The 18,711-nt window shown below is 64.2% G+C and carries 20 protein-coding genes; 5 read left to right on the top strand and 15 right to left on the bottom strand.

Annotated features, from left to right (window positions below):
- Positions 1–84: 84 nt before the first annotated feature.
- Entirely contained in the window at positions 85–3,588 is a 3,504-nt protein-coding gene (carB, locus tag EN818_RS24425; RefSeq protein ID WP_095806907.1) for a carbamoyl-phosphate synthase large subunit, read from the top strand.
- A gap of 55 nt (positions 3,589–3,643) precedes the next feature.
- On the opposite strand, the gene EN818_RS24430 is transcribed toward carB, so the two are convergent.
- The 3 genes from EN818_RS24430 to EN818_RS24445 form a co-directional block, all read right to left on the bottom strand.
- Entirely contained in the window at positions 3,644–4,108 is a 465-nt protein-coding gene (locus tag EN818_RS24430; RefSeq protein WP_095806908.1) for a cupin domain-containing protein, read from the bottom strand.
- Between the two features lie 500 nt (positions 4,109–4,608).
- A complete protein-coding gene (locus EN818_RS24440) occupies positions 4,609–5,076 on the bottom strand; it encodes a hypothetical protein (RefSeq protein WP_095806909.1) in 468 nt (155 codons plus the stop codon).
- On the bottom strand, positions 5,076–5,462 hold the full coding sequence (locus tag EN818_RS24445) for a DUF6152 family protein (protein WP_095806910.1): 387 nt from the start codon (positions 5,460–5,462) through the stop codon (positions 5,076–5,078). Before EN818_RS24445 ends, EN818_RS24440 begins: the two co-directional genes overlap by 1 nt.
- Positions 5,463–5,689: 227 nt before the next feature.
- Between EN818_RS24445 and EN818_RS24450 the strand changes: the two genes are divergently transcribed.
- Positions 5,690–6,010, top strand: a complete 321-nt coding sequence (locus tag EN818_RS24450) for a DUF1476 domain-containing protein (protein WP_095806911.1) — start codon at positions 5,690–5,692, stop codon at positions 6,008–6,010.
- Between the two features lie 28 nt (positions 6,011–6,038).
- Here EN818_RS24450 and EN818_RS24455 read toward each other — a convergent pair whose 3' ends face one another.
- The 6 genes from EN818_RS24455 to EN818_RS24480 all read right to left on the bottom strand — a co-directional run bounded on the left by EN818_RS24455 (position 6,039) and on the right by EN818_RS24480 (position 11,717).
- Positions 6,039–6,596 (bottom strand): DUF4142 domain-containing protein, encoded by a 558-nt coding sequence (locus EN818_RS24455; protein ID WP_095806912.1) that lies wholly within the window; start codon positions 6,594–6,596, stop codon positions 6,039–6,041.
- Positions 6,597–6,655: 59 nt separating this feature from the next.
- On the bottom strand, positions 6,656–7,480 hold the full coding sequence (locus EN818_RS24460) for a carbohydrate ABC transporter permease (protein WP_095807036.1): 825 nt from the start codon (positions 7,478–7,480) through the stop codon (positions 6,656–6,658).
- Position 7,481: 1 nt separating this feature from the next.
- A complete protein-coding gene (locus EN818_RS24465) occupies positions 7,482–8,396 on the bottom strand; it encodes a sugar ABC transporter permease (protein WP_095806913.1) in 915 nt (304 codons plus the stop codon).
- Positions 8,397–8,518: 122 nt separating this feature from the next.
- A complete protein-coding gene (locus tag EN818_RS24470) occupies positions 8,519–9,787 on the bottom strand; it encodes an ABC transporter substrate-binding protein (RefSeq protein WP_095806914.1) in 1,269 nt (422 codons plus the stop codon).
- Positions 9,788–10,193: 406 nt separating this feature from the next.
- The gene (locus tag EN818_RS24475) at positions 10,194–10,682 is read right to left on the bottom strand and encodes an N-acetyltransferase (RefSeq protein WP_095806915.1); all 489 of its coding nucleotides are present in this window, start codon (positions 10,680–10,682) and stop codon (positions 10,194–10,196) included.
- A gap of 57 nt (positions 10,683–10,739) precedes the next feature.
- Entirely contained in the window at positions 10,740–11,717 is a 978-nt protein-coding gene (locus tag EN818_RS24480; protein ID WP_095806916.1) for a transglycosylase SLT domain-containing protein, read from the bottom strand.
- A gap of 177 nt (positions 11,718–11,894) precedes the next feature.
- On the opposite strand from EN818_RS24480, the gene EN818_RS24485 reads away from it, so the two are divergent.
- Positions 11,895–12,464: a methylated-DNA--[protein]-cysteine S-methyltransferase gene (locus EN818_RS24485; RefSeq protein WP_129553842.1), complete on the top strand. Its 570-nt coding sequence runs from the start codon at positions 11,895–11,897 to the stop codon at positions 12,462–12,464.
- Positions 12,465–12,498: 34 nt separating this feature from the next.
- Here the strand turns inward: EN818_RS24485 and EN818_RS24490 are convergent, their stop codons facing one another.
- Positions 12,499–12,828 (bottom strand): hypothetical protein, encoded by a 330-nt coding sequence (locus EN818_RS24490; RefSeq protein WP_095806918.1) that lies wholly within the window; start codon positions 12,826–12,828, stop codon positions 12,499–12,501.
- A 279-nt stretch (positions 12,829–13,107) separates the two neighbouring features.
- Between EN818_RS24490 and EN818_RS24495 the strand changes: the two genes are divergently transcribed.
- On the top strand, positions 13,108–13,320 hold the full coding sequence (locus EN818_RS24495; protein ID WP_095807037.1) for a cold-shock protein: 213 nt from the start codon (positions 13,108–13,110) through the stop codon (positions 13,318–13,320).
- Positions 13,321–13,693: 373 nt separating this feature from the next.
- Here EN818_RS24495 and EN818_RS24500 read toward each other — a convergent pair whose 3' ends face one another.
- The 3 genes from EN818_RS24500 to EN818_RS24510 all read right to left on the bottom strand — a co-directional run bounded on the left by EN818_RS24500 (position 13,694) and on the right by EN818_RS24510 (position 16,138).
- Positions 13,694–14,302 carry a glutathione S-transferase family protein gene (locus EN818_RS24500; RefSeq protein ID WP_095806919.1) on the bottom strand — a complete coding sequence of 203 codons (609 nt, stop codon included), beginning with the start codon at positions 14,300–14,302 and terminating at the stop codon, positions 13,694–13,696.
- Between the two features lie 82 nt (positions 14,303–14,384).
- Entirely contained in the window at positions 14,385–15,245 is an 861-nt protein-coding gene (locus EN818_RS24505) for an EAL domain-containing protein (protein WP_129553841.1), read from the bottom strand.
- Entirely contained in the window at positions 15,242–16,138 is an 897-nt protein-coding gene (locus EN818_RS24510; RefSeq protein ID WP_095806921.1) for an EAL domain-containing protein, read from the bottom strand. The genes EN818_RS24505 and EN818_RS24510 overlap by 4 nt, the downstream gene beginning before the upstream one ends.
- Positions 16,139–16,341: 203 nt before the next feature.
- Between EN818_RS24510 and EN818_RS24515 the strand changes: the two genes are divergently transcribed.
- Positions 16,342–17,544 (top strand): pyridoxal phosphate-dependent aminotransferase, encoded by a 1,203-nt coding sequence (locus EN818_RS24515; protein WP_095806922.1) that lies wholly within the window; start codon positions 16,342–16,344, stop codon positions 17,542–17,544.
- 60 nt (positions 17,545–17,604) lie between these two features.
- Here EN818_RS24515 and EN818_RS24520 read toward each other — a convergent pair whose 3' ends face one another.
- Positions 17,605–18,000, bottom strand: coding sequence for a cupin domain-containing protein (locus tag EN818_RS24520; RefSeq protein WP_095806923.1), 396 nt, complete (start codon positions 17,998–18,000; stop codon positions 17,605–17,607).
- An 82-nt stretch (positions 18,001–18,082) separates the two neighbouring features.
- Positions 18,083–18,634: an isoprenylcysteine carboxylmethyltransferase family protein gene (locus EN818_RS24525; protein ID WP_095806924.1), complete on the bottom strand. Its 552-nt coding sequence runs from the start codon at positions 18,632–18,634 to the stop codon at positions 18,083–18,085.
- Positions 18,635–18,711: the final 77 nt, after the last annotated feature.

Consider the following 18,711-nt stretch of genomic DNA (forward strand, 5'->3'; position numbering starts at 1 on the left):
TACCAGAATCGCAAGCACAACCGGCCGGGTCCTCCCCCCGCCCGGTTTTTCGTGCAAGCCGCTCGCCGAACGGAACCTGTAGACATGCCAAGACGTACCGACATCAAGTCGATCCTGATCATCGGGGCCGGCCCCATCGTCATCGGCCAGGCATGCGAGTTCGACTATTCCGGCACCCAGGCGTGCAAGGCGCTGAAGGAAGAGGGCTTCCGCGTCATCCTGGTCAACTCCAATCCGGCCACCATCATGACCGATCCGGAGCTGGCCGATGCCACCTATATCGAGCCGATCACGCCGGAAGTGGTGGCCAAGATCATCGCCAAGGAACGCCCCGATGCGCTGTTGCCGACCATGGGCGGGCAGACGGCGCTGAACACGGCCTTGTCGCTGCGCCGCATGGGCGTGCTCGACCGCTACAGTGTCGAGATGATCGGCGCCGACGCGCATGCCATCGACAAGGCCGAGGACCGCGCCCTGTTCCGCCAGGCGATGAGCAAGATCGGCCTGGAGACGCCACGCTCGATGCTGGCCAACGCCACCGAGGTCAAGGACGCCGACCGCAAGATCCATGAGGCCGAGCGCGCCGCGCTCAAGGCCGAAAACCCGGAAAACCTCGATGCCGCGCTCGACGCGCTCGAAACGCGCTGGAACCTCGGCGAAGGCGACCGCAAGCAGCGCTACATCGGCCATGCCATGGGGGTCGCCGCCCAGGCGCTCGACCATGTCGGCCTGCCGGCCATCATCCGCCCTTCCTTCACCATGGGCGGCACCGGCGGCGGCATCGCCTATAACCGCGCCGAATTCTACGACATCGTCCAGTCCGGCCTCGACGCGTCCCCGACCACCGAGGTGCTGATCGAGGAGAGCGTGCTCGGCTGGAAGGAGTATGAGATGGAGGTTGTCCGCGACAAGGCTGACAACTGCATCATCATCTGCTCGATCGAGAACCTTGATCCGATGGGCGTGCACACCGGCGATTCCATCACCGTCGCGCCGGCGCTGACGCTGACGGACAAGGAATACCAGATGATGCGCAACGCCTCGATCGCGGTGCTGCGCGAGATCGGCGTCGAGACCGGCGGCTCCAACGTGCAGTTCGCCGTCAACCCGGCCGACGGCCGCCTGGTGGTGATCGAGATGAACCCGCGAGTCTCGCGCTCCTCTGCGCTGGCCTCCAAGGCGACCGGCTTCCCGATCGCCAAGGTCGCCGCCAAGCTCGCCGTCGGCTACACGCTGGACGAGTTGGAGAACGACATCACCGGCGGCGCCACGCCGGCTTCCTTCGAGCCGTCGATCGACTATGTGGTGACGAAGATCCCGCGCTTCGCCTTCGAGAAATTCCCCGGCGCCGAGCCGGTGCTGACCACCGCCATGAAGTCTGTCGGCGAAGTGATGGCCATCGGCCGCACCTTCCAGGAATCGCTGCAGAAGGCGCTGCGTGGTCTAGAGACCGGACTGACGGGCCTCGACGAGATCGAGATTCCCGGCATCGGCCACGGGACTGCGCCAGCCAGCCACGTCGACGACCGCAACGCCATCCGCGCCGCGCTCGGCACGCCGACCCCCGACCGGCTGCGCATGGTGGCGCAGGCGATCCGCATGGGCACGTCGCTCGAAGACGTGCACGCCATGTGCAAGATCGACCCGTGGTTCCTGGAGCAGATCGCCGGCATCATCGCCATGGAGGAGCGCATCCGCGAGCATGGCCTGCCGCAGGACTCGACCAATCTGCGCATGCTGAAAGCCATGGGCTTCTCCGACGCCCGCCTCGCGTCGCTGACCAAGACCGACCTGGAAGTGATTCAGAAGACTCGACAAAAGCTCGACGTTCATCCGGTTTATAAGCGCATCGACACCTGCGCGGCCGAGTTCGCCTCGCCGACCGCCTACATGTACTCGACCTATGAGGTGCCCTTCGCCGGCGAACTCGCCAACGAGGCGCGCGTCTCGTCGCGCAAGAAGGTCGTCATCCTCGGCGGCGGCCCCAACCGCATCGGCCAAGGCATCGAGTTCGACTATTGCTGCTGCCATGCGGCCTTCGCGCTGCGCGATGCCGGCTACGAAGCGATTATGGTCAACTGCAACCCGGAGACCGTGTCGACCGACTACGACACCTCCGACCGCCTCTATTTCGATCCGCTCACGGCGGAGGACGTGCTGGAGATCCTGCGCGCCGAGCAGGCCTCCGGCGAGCTCGTCGGCGTCATCGTCCAGTTCGGCGGCCAGACGCCGCTGAAGCTGGCCGACGCGCTGGAGAAGGCCGGCATCCCGATCCTCGGCACCTCGCCCGACATGATCGATCTGGCGGAGGACCGCGACCGCTTCCAGAAGCTCCTGCACAAGCTCGGCCTCACCCAGCCGAAGAACGGCATCGCCTATTCGGTCGAGCAGGCCCGCCTCGTCGCCGCCGAGCTCGGCTTCCCGCTGGTGGTGCGCCCGTCCTACGTGCTCGGCGGCCGCGCCATGCAGATCATCCATGACGAGGGCATGCTGCAGACCTACCTGCTCGACACCGTGCCCGGCCTGGTGCCGGAGGACATCAAGCAGAAATACCCCAACGACAAGACCGGCCAGATCAACACGCTGCTCGGCAAGAACCCGCTGCTCTTCGACACCTATCTGACCGGCGCCATCGAAGTCGATGTCGACTGCCTCTGCGACGGCAAGGATACCTTCGTCTCCGGCATCCTGGAGCATATCGAGGAGGCCGGCATCCATTCCGGCGACAGCGCCTGCTCGCTGCCGGTCCACGCTTTGCCGTCCGACCTCGTCGACGAGTTGGAGCGCCAGACCGCCGCACTCGCTCGCGCGCTCAATGTCGGCGGCCTGATGAACGTGCAGTACGCGATCAAGGACGGCACGGTCTATGTGCTGGAGGTCAACCCGCGCGCCTCGCGCACCGTGCCCTTCGTCGCCAAGACCATCGGCCGTCCCATTGCGAAAATTGCCGCCCGCATCATGGCTGGCGAGACGCTGGAAAACGCCTTCGCCCACTACGGCGCCATGCCCGACCCGCGCAATCCTGGCCACATCGCGGTCAAGGAAGCCGTCTTCCCCTTCGCCCGCTTCCCCGGCGTCGACATCTTGTTGGGGCCGGAAATGCGTTCGACCGGCGAGGTGATGGGCCTCGACCGCGACTTCGCCCTTGCCTTCGCCAAGAGCCAGCTCGGCGCCAATGTCGACCTGCCGCGCTCCGGCACCCTGTTCGTCTCGGTGCGCGACGAGGACAAGAAGGGCATATTGCCGGCGGTGAAGCGCCTCTCCGGCCAGGGCTTCAAGGTGCTCGCCACCTCCGGCACCGCCCGTTTCCTCGCCGAGAACGGGGTGGTGGCGGAAAAGATCAACAAGGTGCTCGAAGGCCGACCCCACATCGAGGACGCCATCCGCAACCGCCAGGTCCAGATCGTCTTCAACACCACCGACGGCCAGAAGGCGGTGTCGGACTCCAAGTCGCTGCGCAGGGCAACGCTGATGCAGAAGGTGCCTTATTACACGACGCTGTCGGGTGCGGCGGCCGTGGCAGAGGCGATTGCGGCGCTGCGGGCTGGGAACCTCGAAGTGCGGCCGCTGCAAGAATATTTTGGGTGAGGCTGCCAGCCCCTCCCTTCTCCCTTGTGGAGCCCACAAGGGAGAAAGCGGAACCTCACCCCTGCCCCTCATACGCCCTCCCATCCTTGTGCAGAAACCGTCCATCCGAACTCGGGCTCATCATGTCGATATCCGAGCAGGTGATGACATCGTCCGGGTTGCGCGAGCCGACTTCCAGGTAGCGCGCCGTGACCGATGACCGGTTGATCATGTGGTGGCCGTTGCCGCTGTTCTTGGCGAAGGCAGCACTATCGCCGGCCTTGAGCAGCGTTTCGCCGCCATCCTCGACCAGCGTCAGTTCGCCCTCCAGCACGTAGACGAGCTCGTCCTCATGGCTGTGCCAGTGGCGCTGGCTCGACCAGCCGCCGGGCGGCAGCGTCATCAGGTTGACGCCGAAATCCTTCAGGCCGCCCGCATCGCCGAGGCGGCGGCGGGTGCGCTCGGCGCAGGGCTGGTCGAAGGGTGGCGGATAGCCGGAGCCTTTGCGGACGGGCACAGCGGATAGGTCGATCTTGGGCACGGAACACTCCCGAATGATGTCGCAATTTAGTTCGCGGCGAGCGCAGCCACAGAGCCAGCTTGCGGAATTTGCCAGGATATTGGAGCGATGCCGCCCGCGACTGCGCTCTACGGCGCCCCCCTCTGTCCTGCCGGACATCTCCCCCACAAGGAGGGAGATCAGCCGTCATCGCGGCTTTCGCCAATCGTCGACGTTGCAGGATTGGCGAGGCGCCGAAGCCGCCAATCTCCCCACAAGTGGGGGAGATGTCCGGCAGGACAGAGGGGGGCGCCGTAGAGTGATTTCCGACCCCGTCTTCTCAGCGCACCACCGGACAGCGACGCTGGAACCGCACCCGCTTCCCGGCATTCTGCCCGTGGGCTAAAACCTTGCGATGGACGAGATGCCCGAAGACGAGATCGACCTGCGCTGCCCGCACGTCGTCGCCTTGACGTCGTCCGACTGCAACTTCTCCTCAGGGCGGATTCAGACCTCAGCACCGGCCTTCTGCGCGCCGCTCGCTACAGAAACCCGATGAACCGTCCGGCCAGCAGCACGCCTATCCACAGCGCCAGCGAAAGCGCCGCCAGCATGGCCGCCAGACCGCCCGCCGGCTCGTCTCCGCCGCGTCCGCGGCCGAGCCACAGGAAGCCGAGAAAATTGATCCCGGCGAGTAGGATCAGCGTCATCTTGGCGAGGAAGATCGGCATCGCCGCATAGGCGCTGGCCCGCACCGAAAACAGCAGCGAGCCGGTGACAAGCGCGCCGGCGAAAGCGACGAATGCCGTGCGGCGCAGCAGGCCGGTAAACGCCGCGTAGGGCAGCGCGCGGAACATCCCGCAGACCCTGAGATCCATCAGGGCGACGCTGGTCAGCAGCGCGCCGACCGCCAGGATGTGCAGCGCGTTGACGATCGGATAGGCGACAAAGGAGGCTTTCAGCCCTCGCACCAAGGCAAGCTGCTCGATGCCGGCCAGAAACTCCGCCATCAGGCCGGCGGCACACGGTCGGGATAGACGTCATAGTTCTTGCCGCCGACGCTGATGCGCACCGCCTTCATGCGCTTTTCCGACTCGTCGCGGGAGCGGTGGCCGATCGCGGTCACCTCGTCGCCGACCTTGGCGACCTCCTCCGTGAAGCCGGCGGCGATGGTGCGGGCGGGCGGCGCCATCTCCACCCGCCAGACCTCGCCCTCCGCATCGACGTCCAGCGTCGCATGCGGATTGCCGATATAGATCGCCGCGATCTTGCCCTTGAGCTGAAAGAAGTCGTCCTGCGTCCACGACCAGCCGTGATGGGCATACGCCGTCCCGGCGACAAGCATCAGCGATGCCGCCAGCGCGACGCCGCGTATCCGGTTGAAAGATGACTGCATCGCCAGTCTCCTCCACTCCTCCTGCCAGTGGTCGAAAGTAGGCCACGGCAGGGCCAGGTCAAATCACATCGGAGCTTCAGCCCGGCATGGCACGAATTTCGGTTCCGCGGCGTCCACGGCACGATCAGGCCTTGCTACAGGCCTTCATGCTCCCCACTTTCGTTTCTCCTGGCCGCTCTTTCTCATGCATCGGAGGCGGTCGAACTCACGTGTGAGCGAGGCAAACCATGAGCAGCATGAGGGACCGTCAGGAAGGTTTCGAAAAGAAATTCGCAATGGACGAGGAGACGAAGTTCAAGGCCGTGGCGCGCCGGAACAAGCTGCTCGGCCTGTGGGCCGCAGAAAAGCTCGGCAAATCCGGCGCGGATGCCGACGCCTATGCGAAAGAGGTGGTGCGCGCGGATTTCGAGGAAGCGGGCGACAACGACGTGTTACGCAAGGTCCGTGCCGATTTCGACGCGGCAGGCGTCGCCCAGTCGGATGCTCAGATTCGCCAGGCCATGGACGAGTTGCTGGCAACGGCGATCGAGCAGATCAAGGCGAGCTGAGGACCCGTTGCGGCGGGCAGAACCACCCTCACCCCTGGTGCGCCACCGCCAGTTCCTTGACATGCTTCTCGTGCATCTTCAGCACCGGCAGCGTCTTCTTGGCGAATTCCTTCATCGCCGGGTCGTCGCCCGAATTGGCGTAGGTGCTGAACAGCGCCACAGCATCCCTGTGCGCATCCGTCTGCATCTTGATGTATTTGGCGTCGAAATCCTTGCCGCTCGCGCTCTTCAACTCGTCGAGCATCTGCTGCTCCTTCGGCTGCAGCGCGGGGCCTGCGGGCTTGATCGAGGCCGTCGTCTGGCCCTGGCTCATCGCCGCCTTGAAATCCTCGGCGGCCTTGGTGTGGTCCTTGATCATCTCATCGGCAAAGGCCTTGACGTCGTCCGACGGTGACTTCTCCTCGGCCAGCCTGCTCGACTGAATCTCGAACTCGTTGGCGTTGGGCACGGTGGTGACGAAAGTCTGCGTGTCGACCTTGTTGTCTGCCGCCATTGGCGCGACGTCGTTGCCGTCGTTCGACTGGGCAAAGGCGGCCGGCGTGCCGGCAAGGAGCGCGATGGCGGTCGCGGTCAGAAGCGTTTTCATCTGGAATCTCCGATCAGCCCCTTCCACTTCCAACGCGAAATGGCGCTGCCGGTTGCGTCCTATCCCTTCACCCCGCCGGCAGTGAGCCCCGACACAATCTTGCGCTGGAAGATCAGCACCAGCACCACCAGGGGCACGGTGACGATGACCGAAGCGGCCATGATGTTGCCCCAGGGGATCTCGAATTGCGAGTTGCCGGACAGCAGCGCGATCGCCACCGGCACCGTGCGCTGCGCGTTGTTGGAGGTGAAGGTGAGCGCGAACAGGAACTCGTTCCAGGCGCCGATGAAGGCGAGCAGGCCGGTGGTGACCAGCGCCGGCCACATCAGCGGCAGGAAGATGCGGGTGATGATGATCCATGGCGTCGCGCCGTCGAGGATCGCCGCTTCCTCGACCTCGACCGGCAGGTCGCGCACGAAGGTGGTGAGCACCCAGACCGTGAACGGCAGGGTGAAGATCATGTAGGAGAAGATCAGCGCCACCAGCGAATTGTAGAGACCGGCCCAGCGGACCATCTCGAACAGGCCGGCCAGCACCGCCACTTGCGGAAACATCGACACCGACAGGATGGCGAGCATCAGCGCCGAGCGGCCGCGGAAGCGAACACGCGCCAGCGCATAGGCCGCGGTGACGCCGAGCAGCAGCGAGATCAGCACCACGGCGCCCGACACGACCAGCGAGTTGACGAGGTTGCGCAGGAAGGCGCCTTCGGTGAGCACATTGGCGTAGTTGGCGAGGCTGGGCGACTTCGGCCAGAGATTCGCCTCGAACAACTCGCTACCCGATTTTAGGCTGGTGACGATGGCATAGTAGAACGGAAACACCGCGACGAAGACGATCACCGCCACCAGCAGGTAGAAGGCCGCGCGCTTCAGCATCGCCATCTCAGCGGCCTCCATCCAGGCTGATGCGGGCGACGCGGATATAGGCGATGGTGAGCAGCGCCAGGATCAGGAACAGAAGCGTCGAGGCTGCCGAGCCATAGGCGAACTTGTCGAACTCGAACAGGTTCTCGCGCGCGAACACAGACATCGACTTGGTCTGCACATTGTTGGGCGTCAGCACATAGATCAGGTCGAAGATGCGCAGCGCGTCGAGCCCGCGGAAGATCACCGCCACCATCACCGCCGGGCGGATCAGCGGCAAGGTCACCCGCCAGAAGATCTGCCAGGGACTGGCGCCGTCGAGCCTTGCCACGTCGATGATCTCGCGCGGCAACATCTGCAACGCCGCCAGGATCAGGAGGGCCATGAACGGCGTCGTCTTCCAGATGTCGACGATCAGCACCGCGACCATCGCCGTGTCGGCGCTCGCGGTCCAGGCGATCTTGGTCTGGATCAGGCCGAGACTGAGCAGCACGACATTGATGATGCCGAACTGGTCGTTGAGCATCCACTGCCACATCTTGGCCGAGACGATCGTCGGGATGGCCCAGGGGATGAGGATCGCCGCCCTGACGACGCCCCGGCCGCGGAATTCCGCGTTCAGCACCAGCGCGACGATCATGCCGAGGATCGTCTCGCAGGTCACCGAGACGGCCGTGAAGCGCACGGTGTTCCACACGGCGCGCCACCAGACCGGGTCGACCAGCAGGCCGTCATAGATCACCCGGCCGCTTGGCATGCTGAGCACCGAGAAATAGTTGTCGAAGCCGACCCATTGCCGAGCCTCGAGATCGGCGAGCGAAGCATCGGTGAAGCTGAAATAGATGGTGCGGATCAGCGGCCAGCCGGCGACGGCGGCAAGCACCAGCAGCATTGGCGCAAGGAACAGCCATGCCGAGCGCACGCGCTGGCGCATCAGCCGCGAGGGCGGCGGCCGCGCGGCGACCGCAGGCGTTGGCGGCACTCGCGCTATCGCCGTTTCGCCGGCCCAGTTTCCACTGGTGCGAACAATTGGGCCGGACCGTGCCGGCTCTGTGGTCACCAGCCTTTGCCCTTCAGCTTGGTCAGCCTTGCTTCGAGATCGGCGAGGTTGTCGGCGGCATTTCCCTCACCCGACAAGGTCTTGTGCACGGCTGTCCAGAACTGGCTCGAGGCCTCGTTGTACTTGATCTTCACCGCGGCCGACGGGCGCGGCACGGCATTGAGGAACACCTGCTTCCAGCGTGGGATGATCGGCTGCTCCCTGGCGATGTCGGCATCCTCATAGAGCGCCTCGATCGTCGGCAGATTGGATGTCTTCAGCGTCCGGTATTTCTGCATTTCGGGCGAGGCGATGAACTTCACCATGTCGATCGCCGCATCCGGGTGCTGCGAATATTTGGAGACGGCAAGGTTCCAGCCGCCGAGCGTCGCCGCGGGCCGCGCGCCCTCGCCCGTGCCTGCCGGCAGCGGCACCACGTCGAACTTGCCCTTGATCGGCGAGTCCGCGCCATTGCCGAGCGCATAGGCATAGGGCCAATTGCGCATGAAGACGGCATTGCCGGTCTGCCAGACGCCGCGCGATTCTTCTTCCTGGTAGGCGAGCACGCCCGGCGGCGAAATGCTGCCGATCCACCCCTTGGCCATGTCGAGCACAGCCACGGCCTTTGGATTGTTGATTGAGACGGTACCGTCCGGCTCGATGATCTGGCCGCCGCCGTTCGACGTCACCCATTCGAGCGCGTCGCAGGTCAGCCCCTCATAGGCGTTGCCCTGGAAGACGAAGCCCCAGATGTCCTTGTTGCCGGCGGCCCGCTCCTTGTCCATGACGAGCCTGGCGCTGTCTGCCAGTTCCTTCCAGGTGGTCGGAACCTTGGCGCCGTACTTGTCGAGGAGATCCTTGCGGTAATAGAGCGCCGGCGCATCGGTGAAGATCGGCAGCGCCACCAGCTTGCCGTTGACGGTCTGCGACTGGATGATCGACGGGAAATGGGCGCCGACGACATCTTTTGTCGCTGCAGTCAGGTCGACCAGCTGGCTGGCCAGTTGCGGCGCCCAGATGACGTCGGTCTGGTAGACGTCGATGTCGGTGTTGCCGGCGGCGAGCCATAGCCTGTACTGGCCGAACTGGTCGGTCGTCGACGACGGCATGACCACGATGTTCACCTTGTTGCCGCTCTGCTTCTCGTAGCGGTCGAGGATCTCGCGAAGCACCTTGATGCCGTTGCCGGTGTCGCCGGAGACGATCGACAGGTCGACGGCCCACGCCGGAGCGGCCAACAGCAGGGCGCCGGCCGCAAACGCCACAAATGCGTGGAAGAGCTTCATGACGGTGGATCTCCCTGTGGAACCGGTGGCGCGGAGCTCCACACGCCGCCAGCTCATCGGGCCCTCCACCCCGCATCGGAATGCGGAACGTGCCTTTCGGTTCCCCGGCGCCGCCACACACGCGACAGGACCGGTGCCCCGCCGAACGGCTCCTGTTGGCTAAGTGCGACGCGACCTACGCCATCCGCTAAAGCGGGCGGACTCCGAAACCCACCGCCCCGGAGCCCGCCTTGGAGAGGCTTGTACATGCCGGCACAGCCCCCTCCGACGCCTTGCCTGCGTCGATCCACCGATCGGCCGCCCGGCGCCATGACGAATTAGCATGTTCTAACGTCAGGCTGTGTGAAGCGGTTCACAATGCCGCCGTGGATTTGGCGTGGAGCTCTCGGCAGGTGCCGGAAATTGGCTAGCCTTCCCAGGTGACCGGGATCATGCCGAGCCGCTCATAGAGCCTGAAGGCGGCGGCGTTCTTGACCGTATTGCTCTTGAGATCGACATGAGCCGCGCCCTTGTCGCGAAAGGTCAGGAAGACCTGCCGCATCAGCGCCTCGCCGATGCCGCGTCCCCTGGCCTCGGGATGAACGGCGAGATTCTTGACGAAGCCGGATGTCCAGCAAAGCGCGGCGCCCGCCAGCAGGCCCTTGGCGTCGATGACGAGAAAGCAGAGTTGTGGATCGAACTCGGCATCGCCAGCAATACGCCCCCACCAGTCCTCGAACGGTCCGTCGGGGCCGTCGTCGAACACCTCTTCCAGCAGCGCGTGCAGCGCCTGCGCGTCCCTGTGCTCGAACGGACGCATCACGAAGCCGTCCGGCCAATGCGGCGGGGTCAGCGCATCGTCGAGAATCTTGCGAATGCGGATGTCGTTCGGGGCTGGCGGGCTAGGACTTTTCATACCGGTTGCCTAGGCGCCGTTCCAGCTTTTGGGCGTCAGCCGCCGAAGGCACGGCGCTCAGGCGTCGGGCGGCAGCCGGCGGCGCGTGCGATCGACGCCGAGGCCGGTGGCTTCGAGCAGACCCTTGCGCTTGGCGTCGTAGTAATAGCCGCTCTGGTAGAGCTGGTCGGCGCGCTTCTCATTGCCGCCCGACACCAGCCAGGCGCCGCGCAGATATTTGACGGCGTATTTCAGGTTGGTCTCGGCGTCGAACAGGCCGCTGGCCGGACCATCATAGCCCATGCCGCGCGCCGTCGCGTGCTTGATCTGCATCAGCCCCCAATGGCCGTGATTGTAGGCCTTCGGGTTGAAGGTGCTCTCACGGTTGACGACATGGCGCACCAGATCAATCGGCACTTCATAGATCGCCGAATATTTCTCGATCAGCCGCTCGATCTCTCCGCGCGGACCGATGGCGTGCTTCACTGGCTGACCAGGTGCGGCAAGCAGCGCCGGGTTCTCCGGCGACACATAGGCGACCTGCTGGACGCCCGGCATTGGCGCAACTTTTGCCGTCTGACCGGTGACGGGCATGGCGACGCCGGCCGTCGCATAGACGGCCGCGTGCTTGAGCGAGCCGGGTCCGGTCGGCGACGCGCCGGCCATCAGCACCGGCGGTGGCGGGAATTGTCCTGCAACAGGCGTCGAGCCGGCGAAGGCCGTGGGCTGCGTTGGCGGCGGCAGCGCCGCGCCGGGCTGAGCCGGGGGCGGCAGCGCCACGCCGGGTTGTTCCGGCGGCGGGAGCGCACCCGGAGTCCCGGTTGCTGAAGCATCGCCGGTCAGCGCTGCTGTCTGGACCTGCGCAAGACCGGAAGGTTCGGGCAGCACGGCAACGGTTTCGGGCAGCGCGACGGTCGGCGTGTCCTCTTCGACGGCAGGCGTGGACGCCGCCGCAAGCGCCGGCGTGGCCTTCGTCTGCGAGGTCGAGGTGCAGCCGCTGAGGCCAGCCGCGCCAACGAGCACGCCGATCGCCGTGAGGATGATTTTCGCTGCCAAGCCCTGCAGGTCCGCTTCGTCGGTTGTTAAGAAGTCCTTACACCAGCGATTCCGGCCGGGCAATCGGGACCACCCCGCGGTTTTCGGGTGGCGGGACTCGCAGCAAACTGCAATATTGTTCCCTATCTGTACCGTGCATGTACGCGGTTTTTCGCGGTTTGCGGAAAGGAGCGCGCCATGGAAAATGCATCATCGATCACGGCCGGCCACGCAGTGTTAGAAACAGTGATCGGCTTCATGGGCATAGCCTGGAGCGAAAATGGCCTGATCCGGCTCTGCCTGCCCGAGCACAGCCGCGAAGCGGTCGAGCGTCGGCTGTTTCGCCATGCCGGGGTTTCCGCCTCGACCCGGCAACCGCAATGGGTGGTCGAATTGATCGCCTCCATCAAATCCTACGCGGCCGGGGAGGATGTCGATTTCTCGAGCGTGCCGGTCGATCTCGCCGGCGTCGACGACTTCCGCCTCGCCATCTACGATGCCGCGCGCAAGCTTGGCTTCGGCGAAACCACCACCTATGGCGAACTGGCCAAGCGCGCCGGCCATGCCGGGCTTGCCCGCGAGACCGGAGCCGCCCTTGGCGCCAATCCGGTGCCGCTGGTTATTCCCTGCCATCGCATCCTCGCCGCAGGCGGCAAGATCGGCGGCTTTTCGGCGCCCGGCGGCTCGGCCACCAAGGAAAAGATGCTGGCCACGGAGGGCGTACGCCTCGGGCGGCCGCCCGCCGCCCAGGCTTCATTCGGGTTCTGAATCCAAACAGGACTGCCAGGCGGCGATCGGCCGTTTAGTCCTGCGGGAACAGGCGGCGGCGGAAACGCCGCTCGAAATCCGGCCGCTTGCAGACATAGACGGGACAAGACCTGGTGTCGGCGCTGGGCACATAGGCCCTCGCTCGCACCTCGCCCATCGTGCAGAAGCGCTCGTCGCGCACATAACGGTCATAGAGCGGCAGTCCCGGCACCCGCGTCGATTGATAGCGCAGGATGACGGCGCCCTGCCTGGCGATCGTCGCCCGCACGCGATCGCAGCTCATGCGCGTCGGGTCGTAGCGCGAGACGGCCTGCGCTTCGGCGGCGACCAGCATCAGGCAGGCGGCAAGCACAATGGTTCTCATGGTTGCTCTCCCAAAGACCGGCAGAACGCCGTTGCTCTCTATAACGCACGCCTGGACGCTAAATTTCCACACGGCCGGCGACCTCATTCAAGACGGCGGAACCGCCCTTGCCAATTCATCTTGTTTTCATCCGCGAACCATCCTATATGCGACCCATTGAAATTGGCCGATCGATCGGGCCTCGCGATCTTCGCGTTTGCTGACGTCTATCTCCAAAATTTCGATACCACCGGCCGGATCCGATCCGGTCAAACGAAGCAAATGCGAAGGACATTCTCAATGGCATCTGGAACGGTCAAGTGGTTCAACGCCACCAAGGGCTACGGCTTCATCCAGCCCGACAATGGCGGCGCGGACGTTTTCGTCCATATCTCCGCCGTCGAGCGCGCTGGCATGACCAGCCTCATTGAAGGCCAGAAGATCAACTTCGAGATCGAGCAGGACCGCCGTACCGGCAAGTCCGCTGCTGGATCTCTGAGCAAGGCAGCCTGATTTCGCTTAAGCATTATGCGGCCAAGCGTTATCGCTTGGCGTCGCAAGAATGCGACTAAGCAAGGCCGCGCACTGGGCGAGAGCCTGGGGCGCGCGGCAAGTCACGGATGTACTGACGGTCGCGCGACAAGCGCGCCGGAGCGGAAGGACCCGACAAGTCGAAGCAGCAGATTGCTGCCGGCCCGGCCCCGACGCTCCCGATCAGGCTACCGACATAGGAAGGCGGGCATTGTCCCGCCTTTTTTGTTGTCTGGATTTTGAACGTGGTGATTGGCGAAATGGCGGAGCTGCTTCCTTCTCCCGTCTCTATACGGGGAGAAGGCGCCGTCACAGAAGCTTTCCCCATTCGCCACGCTTCGCGCGAAAGAATTCCTCAGGGCAGCCACTCGATCGGCACATGCCCCTTGTCCGCCTCGACCCGTTTCAGCCACTCCACCACCGCCGGATAGGCATCGAGCTGAAAGCCGCCCATCTCGGCGGCGTGGGTGTAGGCATAAAGCGCGATATCGGCGACGCTGTAGCTGCCTGCAGCGAAAAAGGCGTTGGCTTCCAAGTGCCTGTTCATCACGCCGAGCGCCTTGTTGCCGCGCTCCAGCGTCAGCGCCAGCCTTTCCGGCGTCGCGTCCTTGGCACGTTCGGGGAAGGTGAGCAGCGCCTTGCGCACAGCGATATAAGGCTCATGACTGTATTGCTCGAAGAACAGCCACTGATAAACCAGCGCCCGCTCGTACCTGTCGGCGGGCAGGAAGCGCGTGCCCTCGGCGAGATAAAGCAGAATGGCGTTGCTCTCGGCGACACGCCTGCCGTCATCGAGCTCGAGCAACGGCACCATGGCGTTCGGATTCTTGGCGATATACTCCGCCTTGCGCGTCTCGCCCGTATGCGAGCTTACCTCGACATTGGTGAAGGCGATGCCGAGCTTGGCCATCAGCAGCCGCGGCTTGTAGCAATTGCCGCTGTCGATCATGCTGTAAAGTATCATGGGCCCCTCCATCGCCGTGGCAAATGAAGAAAGCTATCGTGCTGGGAGCAGCGGCATCCAGTGATTTGTTTTGGCGCAACCATCAGCGGCGCTGATGCAACGGTACGACTTTGTCGTTGGCCTCAAGCAGCGAGTCGATCGACAGCGGCTCTTCGTTGAAGATCGTTCCGGCACGGGCCGGGCGAGCGAGCAAATATCCCTGCAGCAGGTCCACGCCGCCATCCAGCGCGACGCGCAGATGAGCGGCCTGCTCGATGCCTTCGACCAGCACCTTGGCGCCGCGGTCGTGCAGCATCGACACCAGCGGCCGGAAGAACCGCTCGGCCGCGGCATGGCGGCAGAACTCGGCGAACCAGCCGCCGTCGATCTTGACGATATCGGGCGAAAGCAAGTTGATCCGTTCCTCGGTCGAATGGCCGGTGCCGAAATCGTCGATGGCGATGCGAATGCCGCCACGCCTCATCTCGCGCACGAGGCTGACCAGAACATCGTCATCGGCCAGCTTTTCGGTGATTTCGCAGACCAGCAGTGCCGGCTCGAGGCCAAATTCGCCGAGCTGCCTGGTCATCACGCGGATCTCGGCCAGCGCCCGCCCGAGGTGATCGTTGATCAACGGATCGTAGTTGAAGAACAACGTCAGGTCGTCGACGCCGATATTGCTGTAGTTGCCGAGATGCAGCCTCCGACACATGGTTTCGACGAACAGGCGATCCGGCGCGGGCACGCTGTCGAAGAACACCGACGGTGCCACTGGCTGCGCGACCCGCCGCGGCTCGATCAGCGCTTCGACGGCGACGGGCTTGAGCGTCCTGCCCCGGGGCGCGAAGATCGGCTGATAGGCGCTCCACAGCCGGAACTCGCCATAGATGCCGAACTGGAGGCCGATCTCGTCGGCGAAGATCGCTTCGGCGACGTTGCGCCGTCTGTCGGGGCGCCTGTTCATGGCGATGCCTTGCGTCCGAACACCCTCGCCTGCCGAGCCGCTGGCGCCGATGCCGGGATGGCCGTGGCCTGCGACTTGATTTCTGCCGCCGAGGCCTGGGGGTCCTTGGTCAATCTGCGAAAGCTTGTGGGGGCAAGTTCTGGCCGGGCGAGGACATAGCCCTGCACCATCGAGGCGCCCGACTTCTCGGCAAGTTCGAGCTGCCAGTTCTCTTCGATGCCTTCGAAGACCGTGCGGATGCCCTGACTTTCGAAACTCTCAACCATCGCCGTAAGCAGCGCAAAGCCGGCGCCGGATTCCATCAGCTGGGAGATCCAGTGGGCGTCGAACTTGACGATGTCCGGCTTCAATTCCTTGACGCGGTTGATGTCGGACTCCTCAGCGCCGTAGTCGTCGACGGCGATGCGGAAACCATTGGCCCGAAGCGCCTCGACAAAACTGTAGAGCGTCTCTTGCGATGCCGATTTCTGCTCGGTGACTTCGCAGACGATGCGGCGCGGCTCGATGCCGGCCTCGTGCAGCACCAGCCGCATGTCGCGCAGCGCCTTGTCGACAACGGCTCGCTCGGTGAACACCGAAGGGTCGAAATTGACGAAGATGGATGCCTCGTCCGGCAGGCAGGCTCCGGCATTCAACAGATGCAGCGTGCGCGTCAACGCCTCGACATGCAGCCGATCGCTCGCCGGACAGGTGTTGAAGAAGCTCATGGGCGACTGCGGCTCGCCGTCGCGAAACGGCCGGATCAGCCCTTCGAAGGCGACGAGCGAAAGCTTGCCTTCGCTGAAGGCGAAGATGGGCTGGAACGCGCTCTGCAGCGAATGGATGCCCCAGACAGCGGTGGAGGTGCCGTCGTCCAGGCGGATGATGTGGGCAAGCCCGATGCTGCGCGACAAGGGTTCCTCGCTCCGCAAAACTTGGCGGAAATCAGTCCGCCATTCTGCCAGCGAAGGGTTTACCGGTCGTTGATGAACTTAGAATTGCCGCTCACCGCAGCTTGCGCGCTGCTTCATCCGACAAGGCTTGCGCTTGGGCCGATGATGCGACATGAGAGGCGCCGCGGCCGCTCCTGGCCGCGCCTTCCTGGAGACACTCTGTCATGGCCTTTCTTGCCGACGCCCTTTCCCGCGTAAAGCCTTCCGCGACCATCGCGGTGACGCAGAAAGCGCGCGAGCTGAAAAATGCCGGTCGTGACATAATCGGCCTCGGCGCCGGCGAGCCGGATTTCGATACGCCGGACAACATCAAAAATGCGGCGATCGACGCGATCCGCCGCGGCGAGACCAAATACCCGCCGGTTTCCGGCATCGCGCCGCTGCGCGAGGCGATTGCCAAAAAGTTCAAGCGCGAGAACAATCTCGACTACCGGCCGGAGCAGACCATCGTCGGCACCGGCGGCAAGCAGATCCTGTTCAACGCTTTCATGGCGACCCTGAACCCCGGCGACGAGGTCATCATCCCGCGTCCCTACTGGGTGAGCTACCCTGAAATGGTGGCGATCTGCGGCGGCACCTCCGTGTTTGCCAACACCTCGATCGACAACGGCTTCAAGCTGACGGCAGAGGTGCTGGAGATGGCGATCACGCCGAGGACCAAGTGGCTGCTGATGAACTCGCCGTCCAACCCTTCGGGCGCCGCCTACACCGAGAGCGAGCTCCGGGCGCTGGCCGACGTGCTGCTCAAGCACCCGCATGTCTGGACGCTTACCGACGACATGTATGAGCATCTGACCTATGGCGATTTCGTCTTCAAGACCATCGCCGAGGTCGAGCCGCAGCTGTACGAGCGCACGCTCACCATGAACGGCGTGTCGAAAGCCTACGCCATGACCGGCTGGCGCATCGGTTATGCCGCGGGCCCGGTTCCGCTGATCAAGGCGATGGACATGATCCAGGGCCAGCAGACCTCAGGCGCTTGCACCATCGCGCAATGGGCTTCCGTCGAGGCGCTGAACGGGCCGCAGGACTTCATCGCCAAGAACAAGGCGATCTTCCAGGGCCGGCGCGACCTTGTCGTGTCGATGCTCAATCAGGCGCGCGGCATCACGTGCCCGTCGCCGGAGGGCGCCTTCTATGTCTATCCTTCCTGCGCCCAGTTGATCGGCAAGAAGACAAAGAGTGGCAAGCTCATCGAGAGCGACGAGGCCTTCTGCTCGGAATTGCTCGAGGCCGAGGGTGTGGCGGTGGTGTTCGGCTCGGCCTTCGGCCTGGGCCCGAACTTCCGCATCTCCTATGCCACCTCGGACGCGCTGCTGGAGGAAGCCTGCACGCGCATTCAGCGATTTACGGCGTCGCTGGTCTGAGCTGCAACGCAGTCATCGATCAATGAAACCCGGTCTGAGGCCGGGTTTTGTCGGGCGCTCTCAGCCGCCATACTGCTCGTCGGAGACCGCCTCAAGCCAGTCTGCGTGGCTGCCGTCCAGCGCCTCCTGCATCGCGACATGGGTCATCGCGCTCTTCGGACCGGCACCATGCCAGTGCTTTTCGCCAGGCGCGAAGGAGATGACGTCGCCTGCCCTGATCACCTCGATCGGACCGCCCCAGGTCTGCGCCAGACCAGCGCCGGCCGTGATGTAGAGCGTCTGGCCAAGCGGATGCGTGTGCCAATGCGTGCGCGCGCCGGGCTCGAAACTGACCAGCGTCGCCCTCAGCCGCGCCGGATCCTCCTTTTCAATGATCGGCGTCTGCAGCACTCGGCCGGTGAAATACTTTTCCGGCGCGATGACGGTCGGCACGCTTCCGCAGGCAATGATCTTCATGGTCTTGATCCCTCGAACTGGCTGCACCCAACCGGATGGCCATCTCTTCGAGCCGACCGCCGGTCCCTTCGCGCCGACGGCATCACCAACGCAGTCGCGGCCAGAACAGCCCCGCGCGCTTCCGATGGGCGTCGTAAGCGCCGGCGAGCTCGGTACGCGAGAACTTCTTCTCCTCGTCGAGCGCCGCGATCAGATAGATGGCGAATATGCCGACAACCGGCATCACGGCCCATACCGACCAAGTGGCGGTGCCCCACCCGGCCCAGAATACGATGTAGGAAGTATAGAACGGGTGGCGGATATAGAAGAAGGGTCCCTCGGTCACGAGACCCTGTGGATTGCCGGCGTCGAAGGCAAAGCTCAGCCGCGCCCTGCGCGACCGCAGGATCGCCCACCAGAACAGCATGGAGCTCACAAGCTGGACAATCAGGCCGACGATCTTGGCCAGCGGTGGCTGTGGCAGGATCCAGATGATCGCCAGAAAGAACAGGGTCGTGATGGCCACGGACGCCGAGATGATCGCAGCGCCCAACGACATTTCGGACGACTGAAAATGAGCCCGCATCGACCAGAGATATTGGCCGACCGTGATGATGCTGGCGGTCGACACAAGAAGATCGAGCCAAAACTCCATGTCCCTCCTAAATCAGCCATGAAAAGGCTGAGCACATCCGGCCACGGGCATACATCCTTCCTTAACCAAAAATTTAA

The sequence above is a fragment of the Mesorhizobium sp. M3A.F.Ca.ET.175.01.1.1 genome (assembly GCF_004791945.1).
Classification (GTDB): domain Bacteria; phylum Pseudomonadota; class Alphaproteobacteria; order Rhizobiales; family Rhizobiaceae; genus Mesorhizobium.

Excerpts from the sequence above, each read along its gene's own strand:
- carB (WP_095806907.1), top strand. The coding sequence starts at position 85 with ATGCCAAGACGTACCGACATCAAGTCGATCCTGATCATCGGGGCCGGC.
- EN818_RS24440 (WP_095806909.1), bottom strand. The coding sequence starts at position 5,076 with ATGGCGGAGTTTCTGGCCGGCATCGAGCAGCTTGCCTTGGTGCGAGGG.
- EN818_RS24445 (WP_095806910.1), bottom strand. The coding sequence starts at position 5,462 with ATGCAGTCATCTTTCAACCGGATACGCGGCGTCGCGCTGGCGGCATCG.
- EN818_RS24450 (WP_095806911.1), top strand. The coding sequence starts at position 5,690 with ATGAGCAGCATGAGGGACCGTCAGGAAGGTTTCGAAAAGAAATTCGCA.
- EN818_RS24455 (WP_095806912.1), bottom strand. The coding sequence starts at position 6,596 with ATGAAAACGCTTCTGACCGCGACCGCCATCGCGCTCCTTGCCGGCACG.
- EN818_RS24460 (WP_095807036.1), bottom strand. The coding sequence starts at position 7,480 with ATGGCGATGCTGAAGCGCGCGGCCTTCTACCTGCTGGTGGCGGTGATC.
- EN818_RS24465 (WP_095806913.1), bottom strand. The coding sequence starts at position 8,396 with ATGCGCCAGCGCGTGCGCTCGGCATGGCTGTTCCTTGCGCCAATGCTG.
- EN818_RS24470 (WP_095806914.1), bottom strand. The coding sequence starts at position 9,787 with ATGAAGCTCTTCCACGCATTTGTGGCGTTTGCGGCCGGCGCCCTGCTG.
- EN818_RS24475 (WP_095806915.1), bottom strand. The coding sequence starts at position 10,682 with ATGAAAAGTCCTAGCCCGCCAGCCCCGAACGACATCCGCATTCGCAAG.
- EN818_RS24485 (WP_129553842.1), top strand. The coding sequence starts at position 11,895 with ATGGAAAATGCATCATCGATCACGGCCGGCCACGCAGTGTTAGAAACA.
- EN818_RS24490 (WP_095806918.1), bottom strand. The coding sequence starts at position 12,828 with ATGAGAACCATTGTGCTTGCCGCCTGCCTGATGCTGGTCGCCGCCGAA.
- EN818_RS24495 (WP_095807037.1), top strand. The coding sequence starts at position 13,108 with ATGGCATCTGGAACGGTCAAGTGGTTCAACGCCACCAAGGGCTACGGC.
- EN818_RS24500 (WP_095806919.1), bottom strand. The coding sequence starts at position 14,302 with ATGATACTTTACAGCATGATCGACAGCGGCAATTGCTACAAGCCGCGG.
- EN818_RS24505 (WP_129553841.1), bottom strand. The coding sequence starts at position 15,245 with ATGAACAGGCGCCCCGACAGACGGCGCAACGTCGCCGAAGCGATCTTC.
- EN818_RS24515 (WP_095806922.1), top strand. The coding sequence starts at position 16,342 with ATGGCCTTTCTTGCCGACGCCCTTTCCCGCGTAAAGCCTTCCGCGACC.
- EN818_RS24520 (WP_095806923.1), bottom strand. The coding sequence starts at position 18,000 with ATGAAGATCATTGCCTGCGGAAGCGTGCCGACCGTCATCGCGCCGGAA.
- EN818_RS24525 (WP_095806924.1), bottom strand. The coding sequence starts at position 18,634 with ATGGAGTTTTGGCTCGATCTTCTTGTGTCGACCGCCAGCATCATCACG.